An 18,815-nucleotide genomic window follows, 5' to 3' on the forward strand; every position below is an offset into this window, starting at 1 on the left:
CCCCTGCACCACTATTTCGTCAGTTCTGCCTGAATTCGATGATCCGCAGCAGCAACACGGCTGCTTCTGCTCTTGTTGCATGTCCTGTCGGCTCAAATTTGCCGTCGCCTCTTCCTTGCAGGAGACCTTTCTCTTGCAACGCCGCCACGTAGCCGGCAGCCCAAGCTGGAATAGCATCCGCATCAGCGAACATACCCGTGACTTGATCTGCCTCCAGCGGCTTAATCCCAGCTGCTTTGGCCAGCATCGTAACCAGTTCAGCACGAGTTACCTGCTCATTAGGCCGGAATGAGCCATCTGAGAAGCCGTTAACGAAGCCATATCCTTGGGCTTCTGCAACAGCATTTGCTGCCCAAGCTGGAATATTACCATTATCGGAGAAGCCTTCCCCGCTTCCAGCTGGCTCCGAGCTATCAAGCACTGTGTTCATGAGCATCGTAACAAATTCTGCGCGTGTTACTTGCGCGTCCGGATGGAACGTGCCGTCAATAAAGCCTTTCACTACACCACATCCGTATGCATTTTGCACAGCTTGATTGGCCCAATGCCCTGCCATATCCTTAAATTTAATATTGTTATCTCCATCTGGTTTACAGGAAATCAGTTTGACCGGCTCAGGAGTTTCCGGTATTTCCGGCTCTTCTGGCTTCGGCGCGACATACTGATTTCTTGAAATCGCCACTGTATAAGTCCGGATGGTAGTCCCATCCTGAGCAGTTACACAAATGGTTACCGTTTGTTCTCCAACCTTTAGCTTGACTGGCTTGACTGGCTTGTCAGTTGGTTGGCCCTCCTCAAGTAAAATTTCTACAGTTGCATTTGAATCACTTGGGACTGCCGTAATCTCGGTGCTCGATACCGAGTAATTCACTCTTGCCGTATAATCAAGCAGTGTACTTTGAAATAACTCGTTTAGTTTGACGCCACTTAGCGTAAGTTTACTGAGCTCAGCATTATTGGAGACAATCTCGAAATCATGTTCAGACGACAGACCGCTTTCATTGCCAGCGTTATCCTCAGATTGAACCTGTATGACATGTCTTCCAATTGCAAGATCTGCAATCGCTGTATATTGCCAGTCACCATCCTCATCAGCTTCTACTACAACAGCCTCACCATCCAGTACGATACTTACCTTAGACTGTTTTTCCGCTGTTCCAATAATTATTGGCTTTGTAACATTGGTTTGCGATCCGTCTGTTGGCAGAGTAATAACCGGGATTGCTGGTGCTGTCGTATCAATCACAAAACAGAGTTCCACAGCATCCTCTTTCACATTGCCAGCCTCATCTACAACTTTAATTTTGACTCGATGAATGCCTTCACTTAATCCTACAGATGGGGAGTAGGACCAAATGCCGCCATCTCCGACTTTGAAGGGATCAACTGTAGTACCATCGAGCGTCAGATGAATCCACGCACCAGCTTCAGCAGATCCGCTCAGCTGTGGTTTCGTTTTATTCAATTGCTCTCCCTCAGTTGGAGCTGAAATCATGGCCAGCTCTGGTGCTTCAGTATCGATCGTGATTTCAACCGTTTCAGAAGATGGACCGATATTACCGGCTGAGTCCGCGGCTTCCGCAGTAATAATATGCTTACCATCACCAAGTGCTTCAGTAAGTGTGAACGACCACGCACCCAGGTTGCTTGCTTTTTTCTCAGCCATTTTCTTGTTATCGATCTTAATAGTGACTACGGAACCGGCTTCGGCGGTCCCGGAAATGGTTAACTTATCCTCATTCGTAACATCCCCGTTAACCGGTACTATTACGATCGGCGCCGCAGGCGCTTTCGTATCTACCGTCCACGAGACAAGCCCGGATTCAGGACCCACATTACCGACCGCATCTGCAGCTCTAGCTTTTAACACATATACACCGTCTTCCAGTGGCGTTACTATCGTGTATGACCAGTTTCCATCCTCATCAGCTGTTAGTGACTTAAACTGTGAATCTCCCATAAATAGCGTGACCTTTGATCCCGCTTCAGCATGCCCTTTAAGCACAGGCTTTGAGATTCCCGAAATGGCATCATTTACCGGTTCTTTGATAACAGGTGCTTCTGGTGCCGTGGTATCAACCGTAAAAGTAAATATGCCCTCCTCTGCTGCACTATTGCCGACAGCATCCTTCACGGACACGCGAACCTGATGGTTGCCATCCTTCAATGGAGAAACCGGAGTATAAGACCAGCGGCCATTACTACCTGTTGTAACTGCCGGAAGTACCACTCCATCAATCGTAATTGTAATAATCGAATTTTCTTCTGCTGTACCTGCTATTGTTGGAAGGTTATCCCCCAGTACTTCACCATTCACTGGTGATTTCGTGACAGGCGATGAAGGTGGAGTACGATCGATTCTCACAATCACCTCAGCAGTGGGACCAACGTTGCCGGCTTGGTCAATGGATCTCGCGTAAATAGTCGACACGCCTTCTGCTGTAATGCTAATCTCACTGTTATTAGCGGTCCAATCTCTTGCGTCCGCTCCCGTGATTCGATATTCCGTACTCACGATGCCAGAATCACCAATGTCCTCGCCTGCTGTAATCGTCACTCTCACAGACTCAGCCGATGTCCAATCTGTTGTCTCAGGTTTAATAAATGGAATAGTAGGCGATGATCTATCGATACGGACGACAGCCTCTGTTACCGATCCAACATTGCCAGCCTTATCGATTGTTCTCGCGCTGATTGTCGTTACGCCTTCCGCTTCGATGTCAACTGCTCCAGCATAATTCGTCCAATCTTTCGATGTTGCACCAGACAACTTGTACTCTGTCCGTTCTACTGCTGAGCCGCCTTGATCTATACCTTCCGTAATGGAGAAGACAGTCTTAACAGCCGATATCCAGCTTTCCTTTTCTACCAATACTTGCGGCTCAGTTGGTGCTGTTTTATCAATGTACACTTTTAAGACAGATGTATCGCTAACATTGCCTGCCTGATCCATCGTTCGTACTAGAATCGATGTCTCTCCCGCTGCTGTTACAGTAATCGTTCCCGTATAAGTCGTCCAATCAAGCGTTGCTGCACCTGATAAACGATATTCTGTTCGGCTTGCTCCGGATAACTCGTCCATTCCAGGCGTCACTATAACCTTGATATCAGCTGACGTCCATCCCGTTGCATCAGCTTGGATATCCGGCTTGGATGGTGCCGTTTGATCGATTTTAACTGTCTTTTTAGATTCAGTACCCAAGTTACCAGCATTGTCTATCGTTCTAACAGATACTTCCGTTTGCCCCTCGGCTGTCACGAGAATCGGCCCTGTATAAGGCTTCCATGCTGAAATCACAGCACCAGACAAGCTGTATTCAATCCGATTGACACCTGATCCTCCACTATCCGTTCCTGCCTCAGCCGTTACGGTCACACTTTCTTCCGAAGTCCAATCCGGCGCGTCCGAGCTTAATATCGCTGCTCCCGGTGCTGATAGATCGAGAGACTGAGTTGTCTCGGACTCCGCACTAACATTTCCAGCCTTATCAATAGTCCGTGCAGATACTGTAGTTATTCCTTCTTTGGTGACGTTAATTGGTCCTGTGTAAGCCGTCCAATCAAGTGTCGTTGCACCGGACAGCTTATATTCAACGCGATCTACCGTCGAAGCGCTGTCTTCTCCCGCAGTCAGCGTCACGGAAATGGAAGCAGCCGACCATCCTCCATCATCCGGGCTTATTGCAGGAATAGTTGGAGCAGTCCGGTCAATTTTTATCACGCTCGTCGACACTGAACCTACATTACCGGCATTATCCACACTTCTTACGCTAACCGTTGTCTGCCCCTCGGCGCTGACAGATACTTGGCCCGAGTATGTCGTCCAACCAAGCGTTGTTGCTCCACTTAAGCTATATTCCGTTCTGCTGACACCTGAACTGTTATCCGTTCCTGCCGTAATCGTCGCTGTAACAGAAGAGGCTTTCGTCCAACCAGTTGCATCTTGTGTTATGGTTGGAGCAGTTGGTTTTGTTTTATCGAGCTTCACTGTAACTGTCGCAATAGTACTTATGTTGCCTGCTCTGTCGATAGTTCTTGCTTCCACCATTGTCTGACCCTCAGCGCTGATAGAAAGTGCTGCGGTATATGTTGTCCAATCCTTCGTTGTCGCACCAGACAATTTGTATTCGGTTTTACTCACACCAGAGCCGGTCTTGTCCGTTCCGGACACGATCGATACACTCACATCCGATACACTCCAACCCGTAGCAGAAGGTGTAATTACTGGTGTAGTTGGTTTCGTCTTGTCGATTAATATCGCGCCTAAGCGTGGACCACTTATGTTGCCCGCCTGATCAACGGTTCTGGCGTTAATGGTTGTCTGGCCTTCGGCCGTAATTGTCACAGCTCCCGTATAAGTAGTCCAGCTAAGCGTTGTTCCTCCGCTCAGCATGTACTCCGTACGGGCTGCTCCAGAACCAGTATCGGTCCCTGGTGCCAATGTGAATGTAGCATCAGCTGCCGTCCATGCTATGGTAGACTCCTTGATGTCTGGCACCCCAGGAGTAGTACGGTCGATTTTAACAATGCCAGTCGAGACTGCACTAATGTTACCTGCCGTGTCTACGGTTCTGGCGCTGAGCGTAGTCTGTCCTTCTGCGCTAACCGTCACTTGTCCTGTGTATGTCGTCCAGCTAAGTGTTGTTGCACCACTTAAACTATACTCGGTCCTACTGACTCCTGAACCGCCATCTGTCCCCGGAGTAACGGCTACTTTGACTGAAGCAGCATTCGTCCAGGCTGCCGTGGCAGGAGTAACAGTTGGTGCTGTTGGCACTGTTTTATCCAGCTTCACAGTAACTGTTTTGGTTGTACTAATATTACCTGCATTATCAATTGTTCTAGCCTCCACGGTCGTCTGACCGTCAACCCCAATAACGAACGAACTGGAATAGGTTGTCCAGTTCAAGGTCTTAGCGCCAGACAGCTTATATTCCGTCCTGCTTACGCCGGAGCCTCCTGTGTCCGTACCGGGAGCAATGGTGACCGTGACATCTGTTTGATTCCAAGCCGTTGATGATGGTGTAATACTAGGAGCGAGTGGCGGTGATTTGTCTATTTTAATGACCGCAGTTCCCTCAGCGCTGACGTTGCCCACTTCATCAATATCTCGTGCATGGAAAGTCGTTTCTCCTGTTGCTGCTAAAGTTACAGTACCAGAATAGGTAGTCCACCCTAGCGTAGTGGCGCCTGTTAGACTATACTCTCTGCGACTCACACCAGAGCCGCCAGGATCATTAGACGCTGACAGAGTAGCAGTCACATTATTCGCGGCCCATCCGCTCGTAGATAGATTGACTGATGGCGTAGACGGCGCTGTCTTATCAATCTTAATAGCAGCCGAAGCTGTAGTGCTGACGTTCCCTGCCTTATCTATTGTTCGGGCGGTTATGGTTGTCTGCCCCGATTGGGAGATAGGAATTGATTCCCCAACAGAATAGGTTGTCCACGGCAAGGTCGTCGCGCCAGTGAGACTGTACTCTGTTCGGTCCACTCCCGTTCCGGCATCTGTTCCCGGCGTAATCGTCACATCCACATCGGTTCCGCTCCATCCGCTGCCTACACCTGTAATCGTTGGCGCCGTTGGTGCATTAAAGTCAAAGGTCAGTTTATAAAGCTGAGTATTCGTTGAATAGTCCAAATAATTGTATCCGCCCGCGACATACACATCGGAACCAACTGAAATTAGGCTGGCATCAATTAAATGATCACTGTTTTCACTATCCTTCGTCCAGGTGTTCGTCACAGGATCATAAATATAAAAATTGTAATTGCCCATGACCAGCACTTTCCCGTTCTCAAGCGTTACTTGCGAATGTCTGAAAAATATATCCTCATAGGCATATGGCATTGAGGCTGTTTTCGTCCACGTGTTAGCTACGGGATCATATATATACGACGAAAAGGAATATACATAACTGCTTAAGCCACCGGTTAACAACACCCGGCCGTCCTTCAAGGTGCTTTGAGCCGCTTCATATACAACAATGGGCAAAGGAGCAACTTCGTCCCAATGATTTGTCGACGGATCGTATATATACGAATTGTTGTAAGAGGTGCTGCTCGAAGGAGAATAAATTTCATTTGATCCCCCCACAATCATAACCCGGCCATCCGCCAGTGTACTCTGCGCTTGCCCGAGCACAGTGTGAGGGACGTTCGCGGCGTTCGTCCATGCATTCGTCTGGGGATTGTAAATACGGGCCAGGTTGTTATAAACATACCCCGTTCTGCTCTCAAATGCATTTCCTCCGGTAACGAATACTCTACCGTCCTGCAGCATCGATTGTTTATGATATGCCGCTGGCAAAGAAGGAGCATTAGAACTCCAGGTTTGGGTAGTTGTGTCGAACACATACGATTTCTTGGACATAGCATTCGAACCGTTTTGACCCCCGGTCACTAGAATACTTTTCCCCGAGAGTACTGCGCTCGCCGAAGCCCCTGGAATCGGCTCGGGAAGGTTGGACCATGTTTCCATCGAAACAGCGGCAAAAGCCGTCTTTTCCCCTCCCGCAGGCCAGAATACAAAAGCGATTGCGGCCAATAATAGGCCGTAACTTATTTTATGAAGCAATATCTTCATCCTCCTCTAACTGAATGAGCAGGACAAGCTTAGCAAAGATGCAGTTAACCGCCAATTAACTTTAGTTAATTACTCATGAAAAAAATGCAGAAATTTGACGAAATAAAAAGAGCAGTGAAGGGAATGTCCCTCACTGCTCCATTCTCACCCCTATTTCATGCACAGCAGGGATAATCAATTAATAACTTTTACAATGAACTCAGTACAATATTACGAAGCTTCCGAGTAAGCGAGGTTGTACCCGCATCTTTTTTCTGAATCATAAACAGAATAGTCATTCCTTCTTGAGGGAAATTACCGAAGTAAGCGCCAAGCCAGCCATCCCAGCCATACTCTCCTTGACTTGATAGAATTCCTGTCGTCTTCGTATCCGTTACAATACGCATCAGATTGCCGTAGCTATGTCCTGCCATTGTATGCCACGATTCAAAAGCCGGCTGCTGACGGGCATTCAACGTCCCTGAAGTCAAATACTCGACCGTTCTTGGCCGCAGAATTTGAACACCATTCAGATTTCCTTTGTTTATAAGCATCGTTGTGAATTTGGCAGCATCATCAATCGTAGAGACGAGTCCCGCTCCTCCTGATTCGAACGCCGGATTACGGTCCATTTTATTAATAATGCCAAGGTGATTACCTGTATACAAACTTAAGCCGCCTTCGCCATTGTCTGCATAAGTATTAACGAGACGTTCACTTTTCTCCTCAGGCAGCCAGAAGCCAGTATCCTTCATACCAAGAGGTCCAAACAATTCTTGCTGCAAAAACTCGCCAAACCGTTTACCACTTACAACTTCTACTACCGCTCCTAGCACATCAGCTGAAGTTCCATATGCCCAGGAAGATCCCGGCTGGAACGCAAGCGGGCATTCACCCAGGCGGTTCATTGCTTCCACCGTACTTACAGGTGACTCGCCAAGCAAACGTTCATCAATTTCTCTGAACAATGCTTCTGTTGCTTGTCCAGCTGCATTTGCTCCACCGTAAACCAATCCACATGTCATATCAAGCAGGTCATGGATATTCACTTCCCGTTCTACAGGCACCAATTCGCCGTCTTTCTCCGCCAGCTGGTTCTTGAAACCGGGTAAATAACGGCTTACCGGATCAAATAGATCAATTTCCCCACGTTCTACAAGAATTATAACGGCAGTGGCCGTAACCGGCTTCGTCATGGAATATAGACGGAAAACGGAATCTCTTGTAATGGGACGTCCCGTTTCCAGATCGGATAATCCGTCTTCGTGATAGAAGATTTCTCTTCCGTCCTTGATCACCATGAAATTAGCGCCTGCTACTTCGTTGTTTTCGATACCTTTTCTAAGTGTTGCCTTTAGTTGACTGACTGCTGTTTGATCTAACATGTTCGATAGTCTCCTTCTCTGCAAATCACATCTTCGGACCAGGGTCGGTTGATATATTCGCTACATTAAAGGAAAACTCCTCTTACATCTGTTCCCAAATCAAAACGCCTGCAAATTTTTTTGCATCGCGTCTTCGATTCCAGTTCGTCGTCCATCTCTTCTTTCTCAAGGGTTGGTAATTAAACTACCCAAGAACCACAATATAGCTACGATAACTACTACTCCGGCGATTATTTTCTTGTCACTCATCAAATCCCTCCTGAACTCCAACTTCTAATTCAGGATTATACGCTTGTTCTCAGCTCCGCATTAGTTCTAACATTTGTAGTACCCCTATCTTCACTACAACAAACCATGCAGCTTCTTAAACGCTTCTGGGTTCATGCCATTTAGCTTGCGGAAGACATAGCCGTAGTAACTGGAGCTTTCAAATCCAACCTTCCCCGCTATCTCATACATTTTCATCTTCGGATATTGAAACATAAGCTGCTTGCTGCGCTGAATACGTTGTTGATTCATATATTCGATTGGTCTGATATTCATCGTTAGTTGGAAAATCCGGCATAAATATTGAGGAGTTACAGCTACGATATCCGCTAGCTCCGTTAATGTAATTGGTCTTTGTAAATTATTCTCGATATATTGCAAAACAGGCTTAATCCGATCAAATTCTTGATCCGTTGGTGTTATTAATTGATACTTCAAATCAATCAATAATGCATAGAGCAGCTTGGACCGCTCCAGACTGGCCTCCTGCTCATTGTCTATCGTTGTCGTTAGCATTTCCTCCAAAGGCTTGATCAGCTTATTCTCTCTTAATCTGCCGATTCCTGATTCACCAATTCCGGCAAACAGCATCATTTGCCCCGCTTCACGGCCATTAAAGGATACCCATGACAACTTCCATTGTTGACTAACCGGTCTGTAGGAATGCACCTTATTGGGAAACAGGAAGAAACAATCGCCCGGTCCTACTCGATGTACTTCCCCGTTTAATCTAAGCTCTCCCCATCCCTCTAACACTTGATGAAATTGATAATCTGGAAATCCGTTTGAGCGTTCCGTTTCCGGCTGATGCTCCCAGTAGCCGACTGTTGTTGCATATATCGGAAGACCCGAGGTCTCATCCAGCGAGCAAAAGATATAGGTACTCTTCATTTTATCGCCTTCGTTTCATATTTTGAGATAATAATGTAATATCCTTATATTTTATAAGTATACCTTCAATCCTATAATATGAATATACTCATACAGATTGATAGGAGATGACACTTTTGCGTTCGAAACTTGATTATCAGCCTCCGAAAAATGGTTACCCCGAATGGAATAATAACCCGGAAACTTTCCAGGTCAACCGTATTCCTGCACACGCTTCCATGATGTCTTACCACTCACTGGAGGAAGCACTGGTTGGAGATAAAAGTGCTTCGACACGTTATTATTCATTAAACGGAATGTGGAAATTTGCTTTTGCAGAAACGCCGGATAAGCGTATTCAGACTTTCTATCAATCGGATTATGATGCTAGCAGCTGGAGTGACATGCCTGTCCCTTCCCATTGGCAGTTCCAGGGCTTCGACTATCCGCAATATACGAATATCCGTTATCCTTGGGTTGAATCAGAACCTGAGTTAAAACCACCTTTTGCCCCAACAAAATACAATCCAGTTGGTTCTTATATCCGTTCCTTCGAAGTTCCTGAAGCCTGGGATGGTCAACCTGTTTATCTGAGCTTTCAAGGTGTAGAATCCGCCTTTTATGTTTGGGTAAATGGAGAGCTTGTTGGTTATAGCGAGGATACGTTCACTCCGGCTGAATTTGATATTACAGCCTACTTAACGAATGGCGAGAACAAGCTGGCCGTTGAAGTCTATCGTTGGTGTGATGCCAGTTGGTTAGAAGATCAGGACTTCTGGCGCCTTAGCGGTATTTTCCGGGATGTCTATTTGTACACGAAACCTAAACAGAGCATTGCGGATTACTTCGTACGTACGCAATTAGATGAAATTTACCAAGATGCAGAAGTAACGATTGATGTGAAGCTCGAAAATTATTACAACGATGCCGCTGATGGTATCCGTATTGAAGCTCAGCTATATGACTCCAAACAGCTTCCGATCTGGCAGGATCCACTTGCTGCGAAGACTTCCTTCGAGCGCGATGGAGAGCATCAGCTTACGTTGTCGGGGCAAGCTCTGAATCCGCTGAAATGGAGTGCCGAGGCTCCTCATTTGTACACTCTTGTTCTATCGCTGTTCGATAAGGCGGGAAATCTTCTTGAGGCAATCAGCTCTAAAGTTGGCTTCCGTACTTTTGAATTAAAAGATGGCCTGATGATGATCAATGGCAAACGAATCCTTTTCAAAGGCGCAAACCGTCATGAGTTTTCCTGCGATACCGGACGCGCATTGTCCAAAGAAGATATGATCCGGGATATTATTCTGATGAAGAGCCATAACATTAACGCCGTTCGTACCTCCCATTACCCGAATCAATCGGTCTGGTATGAGCTCTGTAACGAATATGGCCTGTATGTTATCGATGAGACGAATCTTGAAACTCACGGTTCCTGGCAATATGCGCAACAGGATTTGCCGGCCCATACCGTACCTGCCAGCCATCCAGAGTGGCGCGCGAATGTACTTGATCGCTGCAACTCGATGTTCCAACGGGACAAGAATCACCCGTCCATCGTCATTTGGTCGCTTGGCAATGAATCATTTGGCGGCGACAACTTTATTGCCATGCATGATTTCTTGAAAGAAGCTGATCCTACGAGGCTCGTACATTACGAAGGAGTATTCCATTACCGTCCTTCTGAAGCAGCTTCCGATATCGAATCGACTATGTACGTCAAGCCGCGTGAAATTGAAGTATACGCGCTGAGCAATCCGAAGAAGCCTTATATCCTGTGCGAATATTCCCATGCCATGGGCAATTCTTGCGGCGGACTTCATAAATACACGGAGCTGTTCGACAAATATGATATCCTGCAAGGCGGATTTATTTGGGATTGGGTGGATCAGGCGATCCGCACAACGACTGCAGATGGAGTCGACTATCTCGCTTACGGAGGAGATTTCGGCGAATCGCCTCATGATGGCAACTTTAGCGGGAATGGACTGCTCTTTGCCGACAGGACTGTAACGCCGAAGTTATATGAGGTTAAGAAATGCTACCAGAATATCGCTATCTCTCCGATTGATCTCGCTAATCAAACGATTAGTGTGACCAACAAGCATTTGTTTACCGATCTAAATGCATTTGATTTGAAATGGGAAGTTCAGCTTGAAGGGAACGTTGTACAAAAGGACTTCCTGAAGGTATCACTAGCTCCAGGCGAGACAACTGAAGTCACCCTACCTTATACACCTTCATTCACTGAACAAGAAGCTGTGCTTACCGTTTCCTTTGTCATTCCTGAAGCAACGATTTGGTCTGATGCTGGTCATGAGATTGCATGGGAGCAATTCGTGTTATCCCCACGTTTGACACGAACTAAGCGCAGTGTCGAACCAACTGCTCTTTCCCTGCAGACCGTGGAGTCGAATGAGGCTATAACTATTACTAATCCTCTGATGACGGTTACTTTTAGCAGGCTATCTGGTGAGTTGGTCTCGTATCGCTCAGGAATTAGAGAGCATTTACTTGAAGCCGTTCGTCCTAACTTCTGGCGGGCTGTCACTGATAATGACCGTGGAAACAAAATGCCGGAGCGCTGCTCGGTCTGGAAGGATGCAGCAAGCACGAAAAAGCTTGTTCAATTCGATTGGACTGCCGCTCCAGATCGTTGTCACATCACTGCCGTTTATCAGCTTGCGACTAATCCGGTATCTACGCTTACGATTAACTATGGCGTACATCATGATGGCTCCATTGACATTCAAGAGCAGCTGCTCCCTGGCAATGATAAGCTGCCTGAAATTCCTGAGTTTGGTCTATTATTCGTACTTGATGGAAGCCTCGATACGATCTCTTGGTACGGTCTTGGTCCTCACGAGAATTATTGGGATCGTAAATCCGGTGCCAAATTAGGCCAATACAGCGGTAACGTACAAGATCAATTTGTCCCTTACCTTCGTCCACAAGAATGCGGCAATAAGACTGATGTCCGTTATGCTAGGATTACGAATGCTTCCGGTGAAGTTGGCTTGAACTTCGACAGCGCAGCAGTAATGGAGATCAATGCACTTCCATGGACACCAGAAGAGCTTGAAGCAAACGACCATCCATATAAGCTGCCTGTTTCAAACAAAACCGTCCTTCGTGTGAATGACAAGCAAATGGGCGTTGGTGGTGATGACAGCTGGGGTGCTCCAACTCATCTAGAATATAAGCTGTTGACCAATCGGTCATATAGCTTAGCGTTTACTATTTCTTTGATCTCTCGATAACATCCAAACAAAAAACCATCCAGCAGGATGGTTTTTTTGTTTGGATAAGTTTTATTTTACAATATAAATAGGTGATAATGCCCTCAAGCCAATCTTACGTAGGTAGAACAACCGATCTTCAATGTCCTCAATGGCTTCTCTTGTATTCTCCAATTCATTCTTTCCAAGTGATTGAGATAGTTGCCGGATGAATATCTGCAGCTCTTCAACCGGTAATCTCTCAGCTTCTGCAATAGACAAGCCTAGAACCTTAATAGACATGCTTTCGGGCTTGTAATGGCTGCTTTGACTACAATCCTGACAACGTATCGATCCAGAAAAATAATCTATAGCCCTCAGGTTTCCCTTACTTGTCGTACCTGCGTCTCTCATATATCTCAAGTCAAACAGACATCCACGATAAAAGCATTGCTTCTGCAATTTCTTGTACAAATAATTAACCGGCTCTTGGTCATAGCCGTAAAGCAGAATGTCAATAAACCGCTTATCTTGTTCAACAAGTGGCTTGTCATAGACTATACCAAGCATCTTAGCCAATTGTTTAATCTTCTCAACCGGTCCACATTTCGTACCAGCCCATAACAACACGGCACCATGCTTTAGAGATAATTCTGGAGCGATCATTCTCCGAGGATCAATATCTATTCCTTTAACACTTCCTCCGCAGGTGGAACACTGGCTGTTTACCTTGCTCTCCGTAAAATCATACGTGCTCCATAATCTACTTTTGTCACTGTTATTGGCGATTAAGGCATACAAGTTCCTTAGACTATCCTGCACTCCTGTGATCGCACCTACTAAAGAACCTTTGGTCTTAACCTTTTTACCTCTATTCATTTTTATTGCCAGAACCAAATCCGATTACATAACCATCAAGATCCCGGACCGAAAAGACCATCCAGGAACCCCAATCATGCTCAGTAACGGTAGGTTCTGAAGCGATGATCGCACCATTATTTTTTAATTCGTGGTAGAGTGCTTCCAGCTCTTGATGACTTTGTACATAGGCGTACGTATTCCAAGTTCCTTTATTCGGCTGTATATCATGAGCATCCTGTGCTTGGATTAATTTAAAACCTAAGCCGAAGTTATCCCGGATAGCCCAGTAATCATTCACTTCACATCCCAAGGCCTCTTCATAATACTTCTTAGATTGTTTGAAATCGGATACCAACAGAACCGTAAGAGAATTTTCAATACGAGCTTTGACCATTTCCGTCATCACAAACACACACTCCCCCACTAATGGAAATTATATCCACTAATACTATACCGAATGTATGTTCGTTTGTCACCTATAAAATAACAACCGGTTGGCATATGCATTTCGATAATCGGTTGGTGTTAAGCCCGTCATTTTCTTGAAGCTATGCATAAATTGATGGCTGTCTGAATAGCCCAGCTGCTCTGCTATTTCCTTGATGCTCTGATTCGAATCAGTAAGTAAAGATTTTGCGGCATCCATCTTTTCCTGCAGCATGAATTGTTTAAGGGTGATCCCTGCAATCTCCGAGAACAAGAAAGATAGATGCTTGGCATTATAACCAAAATGCTCCGCCAGCTGGCTCACCTTCATATTCTCCTGCCTGTTCCATTTAATATAATCCACGATATCATTGTAGAGCTGCTGCTGCTTAAGCTTCTTCCCCGATTGATTCTGGACAAAAAAGAGCTGGTTATATAATTCGCATAAAATGCCGGTCGTCAAATAATTGTTAAGCGTCTGCTCCCTGTAGCTGCGGACAGAGTCCTGCAGCTGCTTCATCATCACGATGAGCTTGTCCGGACTGCGTAAAGTCCCCTTTTCGGGAATCGTTAAGACACCAGGCTCATACCCCGAATCACCATCCACGGGCCTATATCCGTCTTGAACAGCAAAATGAAGCCAATAAAAACTGCAGTCTGATTCCCGATAACCGGATTGCACAGCTCCAGGCGGCATAAGCAGAAAATCTCCTTCATTCAGTACATACCGTTCCTTGTCCCTTGCGATATACAACGTGCCGCGAGTTTGGACAAACAGTTCAAACTCAAGTAACACCCGCTGCATATGCTGCCACTCCGGTGAGGGAGCTATAAATTTACCGGTCATCACAAGGGAGACCGGTGTATCGACACGGAAGCTGTAATGAGCCACTAACCGTCACCCTTTCTGCCTTTTTTACACTTTATTCTAGAACATAATCAGCAAATCCGGAAGGATACTTCTAAAAAACTTCCTTTTTGACACATAATCAAACCTTCCGCCATTTACCTGACCTGCGCCTAAGTAATAAGCTTTACTCATATTCTCGAGAGGATGATTATGATGAAAGCCCTGACTAGTACTACTTCCCTGCAGCATTTTGGACTCGATCAAGTGCAGCTATTAAATGACTATCAGACCAATGCATTTCAGAAAGAATTAAACTACTTGATCAGCTATGAGGTCGATCGTCTCCTTGCTGGTTTCCGTGAAAACAATAGTCTTCAGCCGAAAGCAGCTAAATATCCCGGTTGGGAAGATACTGAAATCCGCGGCCATACGATGGGCCATTATTTGACCGCTGTCTCTCAAGCTTACGCACAAACAAAAGATAAGGATCTCCTTACAAGGATCGAATATCTCGTTGCAGAATTATCCGAATGCCAGCATGACAGCGGCTACTTATCCGCCTTTCCCCAGATGTTGTTCGACAATGTAGAAAACCGCAAGCCTGCCTGGGTGCCGTGGTATACGATGCATAAAATCATTGCCGGCCTTATCTCCGTCTATCAGGCGACCAAGCTGCAGCAAGCTTATGATGTTGTTCATCGTCTCGGCGATTGGACGGCTGATCGTGCTTTATCATGGTCCGACGAGCTTCAAGCTACTGTTCTTGCCGTTGAATATGGCGGCATGAATGATTGTCTGTATGACCTGTACAAGCTGACCGGCAACAACCGCCATCTGGAAGCTGCTCACAAGTTCGACGAGATCAGCCTGTTTGATGCACTTCGCGAAGGACGGGATGTACTGAAAGGCAAACATGCCAATACGATGATTCCGAAGTTTATTGGTGCCTTGAACCGCTATCTGACGCTTGGGGAAAGTGAGCGCAGCTATTTAGAAGCGGCCGTTAACTTCTGGGATACCGTCGTTTATCACCACAGCTATATAACCGGCGGCAATAGTGAATGCGAGCATTTTGGTGAGCCGGATTTGTTAGACAGCAAACGTTCCGATGTAACCTGTGAGACCTGCAACAGCTACAATATGCTGAAGCTGTCCAAAGAGCTGTTCAAGCTGACGCAGGATAGCAAATACGCTGATTTTTACGAGAGAACCTATATTAACGCTATCCTGTCTTCCCAAAATCCGGATACTGGTATGACGATGTACTTCCAGCCGATGGCTACCGGATATTTCAAAATTTACAGCTCGCCGTTTGAGCATTTCTGGTGCTGTACAGGAACGGGAATGGAAAGCTTCACGAAGCTGAATGACAGCATTTATTTCCATACTCACAACAAGCTCTATATCAATCAGTTCTTCAGCTCGAAGCTCGACTGGCAGGAGCAGCAAGTGACGATTACACAGACAACTTCACTTCCTCAAACCGACCTTGTACAGTTCAATATCGAAACAAACACACCAAAGCCGCTCGCTCTACATATCCGTATCCCTAATTGGAGTGCTGGCGCAATTGAAGTATCGGTTAACGGCGAGGCGGTTACGTCAGTCATTGAGAAACAATATGCCGTTCTTGAACGCACTTGGATGGACGGCGATACGATAGCACTGCGAATTCCGATGAAAGTAACCTATTCCCGCCTGCCGGATGCTCCTTATTCCATTGGCCTCCAGTATGGTCCGGTTGTGCTTAGCGCTGCACTTGGTACTGAAGATATGGTCGAGTCTAGAACAGGTGTTATTGTTAACGTCGCAACAAGACGGATGGCCGTAAAAGACTATATCGTACTGCAAGGAATGAGTTCCGAGGAATGGCTGGAACGTTTCGATGAGCATGTTATTCGGACTGGCGAAGAATTGGCTTTTGTTCTGAAAAATACGGATGAGGATCATCACTTGGTCTTTACTCCCCATTATCAACAGCATCAAGAAAGATACGGCATTTACTGGAGCCTTCTTGATGAAGGATCAGCGGAGCTGCTGCAGCATGTAGAGCAAGCCGAGCAGGAACGCCGCCTGAGAGAAGCGACCATTGATTCTGTTCAAGTTGGTAATGACCAATATGAACTGGAGCATCAGGTTCAAGGCGAGCTTACTCATGGCGGTACTTGGGAAGGATTAAACGGAAGAATGGTTGAAGCCGGAGGATGGTTCAGCTATCAAATGAAGGTACAACCAGGCGCCGCATTAGCCGTCACCTTCAACCGTATGCATACGAATCGCAGCTTTGACATCTTTGTTGACGGAGAGATGCTGGCTGCAGAGCAATTCCCACAGGAATGGAAGCGGATGTTCTATGAGCGGATTTTCGAGCTGCCTGAAGCTTTAACTACAGGTAAAGACTCCGTTACTGTTAAGTTCGTTCCGAATGAAAAAATAAACGGAATTTATGGTATTCTACGTGTCATCAGACATTCGGACACTGTATAACCTTGCAAAAAAGCCTTGGCTGGGATTGAACTCCCAACTAAGGCTTTTTTTCTGCCTGTTGGCGATTCCCCCCTATTTTTCGGTCAATCCTCCAAGATTGTTTGTCTTCCAGCCTTTATGATAACGATGATATCTCACATGAAGAAAGGGTGGCTTAATATGGCGGATAACACGATTCAACTTACGGAAGAGAAAGTACGTTATTATCGAGAAAACGGGTTTGTACAGGTAGACAATATTTTGAGTGAGGATGAATTAGCAGAGCTTCGCAATTATCTGGAAGAGACCATGGGCGTAGAAGGCGGCAGATCCACACAAACAGCGAGAACCGGGGATTTAATCAACGGGTCAACACATGGAGAGATCATGGCGGAATGGCCAGATATGTGACGTCCCGCCGGTTCGCTGATGCTGCCAAACAGTTATCTGGAGCAAGCGGCATTCGGCTGTTCCATGATCATGCCCTGCTTAAGATGCCGCAGGATTCGAAGCCAACACCTTGGCATCAAGACTTGCCTTACTGGCCAATGAACGAGTCTGGTGCGTTAACGATCTGGATCGCCCTCGATGATGTGGATGAGAACAATGGCTGCATGATGTTAGTTCCCAAATCACAAAAGCTTAAAAACTTAAAATCAATCGATCTTGTACATCCCGAGGATTTGTTCGCGGACGAAGGAGCCAAGGATGTTGACCGCAATACGGCGGCCATTGTCCGGATGAAGGCAGGCAGCTGTACGTTCCATGACGGACTTACCTTCCATTACGCTCATGCCAATCAGACTGATAAGCCGCGCCGCGCACTAGCCATCATCTATATGCCGGACGGTACTACATACAGCGGCGCAAACCATGTATGCACGGACGGCCTTGGTTTGGCAAAAGGCGATGTATTAAGCGGAGGGGTATTCCCTAAATTGGCGTAAGTTCACCATTACCCTCTCATCCGCTTTCTGTATTGGCTTGGCGTCTCACCTGTTGTTTTCTTAAAGAGATGATTGAAATGACTAAGGTCTTCATAACCGATATCCAGAGCAATCTGGGCAACCTTATCATTTGTCGTCATCAGTAACTGCTTGGCCAGCTGAATACGTTCCGAATTACGGTATTCTACAAAAGACATCCCCGTCGTCTGACGAAACAGGACTGTAAATTTGCTCTGGCTCATACCGGCCATCTGGCTGATCTGCTCGAGTGATAAAGGCCGAGTCTGATGACGCTTGATGAACCCGCATACTCGGGCAATCATTTCCTGATCATCATTCATGAATGTTAAAGAGTGATTCCGATTTGCCACGTACATGCGGCTGAGAATAATGAATAGTTCAATCATTTTCGACTTGATGAGATATTGGTAGCCGTTTTCCTTCCGTCTATACTCTTGCAGAAGCTGATCAATCACTCCGCGGACTTCTAACATCTGTCTTGGCGATAACGTGAGCTTCGCTTGGAAGGAGACATCAGAACGAAGAAACGGCTCCATATAATAAAAGTCGATAAATGAAGTAAAGCTTGACAGCGCTGTCAACTCCTGCTGGAGAAGGGATGGAACGAACAATACGTTCACCACTTCCATCCCTTCAGCATGATTAACTGTATATGCATGCTCCATTCCTGGCTCAATGATAAATACATCACCTGCTGCAATAGGAAAGACATGTCCATCATACTCATGAATCCCTTCCCCTTGACCAATAATGACCAGTTCCACAAATTCATGCCGGTGCAGAGGGATATCGGTACCGCTCCCCAGTTGATAAGACTCTATATGAAAAAGAAAGCTCTTGCTTTCCAAATATTCCTCAGTGCTTAACACATTAATCATAGGAATTCCCCCTGATCGTTCGATTGGGATTGGTTACTATCTCGATCGTATAGCATCTGCAAGG

The 18,815-nt window shown here is 46.2% G+C and carries 11 protein-coding genes; 4 read left to right on the forward strand and 7 right to left on the reverse strand.

The features are described from left to right. Positions 1-19: 19 nt before the first annotated feature. The 3 genes from AC0YNT_RS22665 to AC0YNT_RS22675 form a co-directional block, all read right to left on the reverse strand. Complete coding sequence (locus AC0YNT_RS22665; protein WP_475806643.1) at positions 20-6,577, reverse strand: OmpL47-type beta-barrel domain-containing protein; 6,558 nt, start codon at positions 6,575-6,577, stop codon at positions 20-22. 197 nt (positions 6,578-6,774) lie between these two features. Next, positions 6,775-7,950, reverse strand: coding sequence for a serine hydrolase domain-containing protein (locus AC0YNT_RS22670; RefSeq protein WP_475806644.1), 1,176 nt, complete (start codon positions 7,948-7,950; stop codon positions 6,775-6,777). Between the two features lie 342 nt (positions 7,951-8,292). Next, positions 8,293-9,108 (reverse strand): helix-turn-helix transcriptional regulator, encoded by an 816-nt coding sequence (locus AC0YNT_RS22675; protein ID WP_475806645.1) that lies wholly within the window; start codon positions 9,106-9,108, stop codon positions 8,293-8,295. A gap of 116 nt (positions 9,109-9,224) precedes the next feature. Here AC0YNT_RS22675 and lacZ point away from each other — a divergent pair, with 116 nt between their 5' ends. After that, positions 9,225-12,344: a beta-galactosidase, LacZ type gene (gene lacZ, locus AC0YNT_RS22680; RefSeq protein ID WP_475806646.1), complete on the forward strand. Its 3,120-nt coding sequence runs from the start codon at positions 9,225-9,227 to the stop codon at positions 12,342-12,344. Positions 12,345-12,395: 51 nt separating this feature from the next. On the opposite strand, the gene AC0YNT_RS22685 is transcribed toward lacZ, so the two are convergent. From AC0YNT_RS22685 to AC0YNT_RS22695, 3 genes are all read right to left on the reverse strand, one after another. Further along, entirely contained in the window at positions 12,396-13,181 is a 786-nt protein-coding gene (locus tag AC0YNT_RS22685; RefSeq protein ID WP_475806647.1) for a hypothetical protein, read from the reverse strand. Further along, complete coding sequence (locus AC0YNT_RS22690) at positions 13,174-13,566, reverse strand: VOC family protein (protein WP_475806694.1); 393 nt, start codon at positions 13,564-13,566, stop codon at positions 13,174-13,176. The genes AC0YNT_RS22685 and AC0YNT_RS22690 overlap by 8 nt, the downstream gene beginning before the upstream one ends. Positions 13,567-13,635: 69 nt before the next feature. Beyond that, positions 13,636-14,481, reverse strand: a complete 846-nt coding sequence (locus AC0YNT_RS22695; protein ID WP_475806648.1) for an AraC family transcriptional regulator — start codon at positions 14,479-14,481, stop codon at positions 13,636-13,638. A gap of 168 nt (positions 14,482-14,649) precedes the next feature. Between AC0YNT_RS22695 and AC0YNT_RS22700 the strand changes: the two genes are divergently transcribed. The 3 genes from AC0YNT_RS22700 to AC0YNT_RS22710 all read left to right on the forward strand — a co-directional run bounded on the left by AC0YNT_RS22700 (position 14,650) and on the right by AC0YNT_RS22710 (position 17,852). Then, positions 14,650-16,926: a glycoside hydrolase family 127 protein gene (locus tag AC0YNT_RS22700; RefSeq protein ID WP_475806649.1), complete on the forward strand. Its 2,277-nt coding sequence runs from the start codon at positions 14,650-14,652 to the stop codon at positions 16,924-16,926. Positions 16,927-17,064: 138 nt separating this feature from the next. Then, the gene (locus AC0YNT_RS22705; protein WP_475806650.1) at positions 17,065-17,316 is read left to right on the forward strand and encodes a hypothetical protein; all 252 of its coding nucleotides are present in this window, start codon (positions 17,065-17,067) and stop codon (positions 17,314-17,316) included. After that, positions 17,301-17,852, forward strand: a complete 552-nt coding sequence (locus AC0YNT_RS22710) for a phytanoyl-CoA dioxygenase family protein (RefSeq protein WP_475806651.1) — start codon at positions 17,301-17,303, stop codon at positions 17,850-17,852. The genes AC0YNT_RS22705 and AC0YNT_RS22710 overlap by 16 nt, the downstream gene beginning before the upstream one ends. A gap of 8 nt (positions 17,853-17,860) precedes the next feature. Here AC0YNT_RS22710 and AC0YNT_RS22715 read toward each other — a convergent pair whose 3' ends face one another. Next, on the reverse strand, positions 17,861-18,751 hold the full coding sequence (locus AC0YNT_RS22715) for a helix-turn-helix domain-containing protein (RefSeq protein ID WP_475806652.1): 891 nt from the start codon (positions 18,749-18,751) through the stop codon (positions 17,861-17,863). Positions 18,752-18,815: the final 64 nt, after the last annotated feature.

It is taken from the genome of Paenibacillus sp. J22R56 (genome assembly GCF_056269375.1).

Bases quoted from the DNA above. Each gene is read 5' to 3' on its own strand.
- AC0YNT_RS22700 (WP_475806649.1), top strand. From the start codon at position 14,650: ATGATGAAAGCCCTGACTAGTACTACTTCCCTGCAGCATTTTGGACTC.
- AC0YNT_RS22685 (WP_475806647.1), bottom strand. From the start codon at position 13,181: ATGAATAGAGGTAAAAAGGTTAAGACCAAAGGTTCTTTAGTAGGTGCG.
- AC0YNT_RS22675 (WP_475806645.1), bottom strand. From the start codon at position 9,108: ATGAAGAGTACCTATATCTTTTGCTCGCTGGATGAGACCTCGGGTCTT.
- AC0YNT_RS22705 (WP_475806650.1), top strand. From the start codon at position 17,065: ATGAAGAAAGGGTGGCTTAATATGGCGGATAACACGATTCAACTTACG.
- AC0YNT_RS22690 (WP_475806694.1), bottom strand. From the start codon at position 13,566: ATGACGGAAATGGTCAAAGCTCGTATTGAAAATTCTCTTACGGTTCTG.
- AC0YNT_RS22670 (WP_475806644.1), bottom strand. From the start codon at position 7,950: ATGTTAGATCAAACAGCAGTCAGTCAACTAAAGGCAACACTTAGAAAA.
- AC0YNT_RS22715 (WP_475806652.1), bottom strand. From the start codon at position 18,751: ATGATTAATGTGTTAAGCACTGAGGAATATTTGGAAAGCAAGAGCTTT.
- AC0YNT_RS22710 (WP_475806651.1), top strand. From the start codon at position 17,301: ATGGCCAGATATGTGACGTCCCGCCGGTTCGCTGATGCTGCCAAACAG.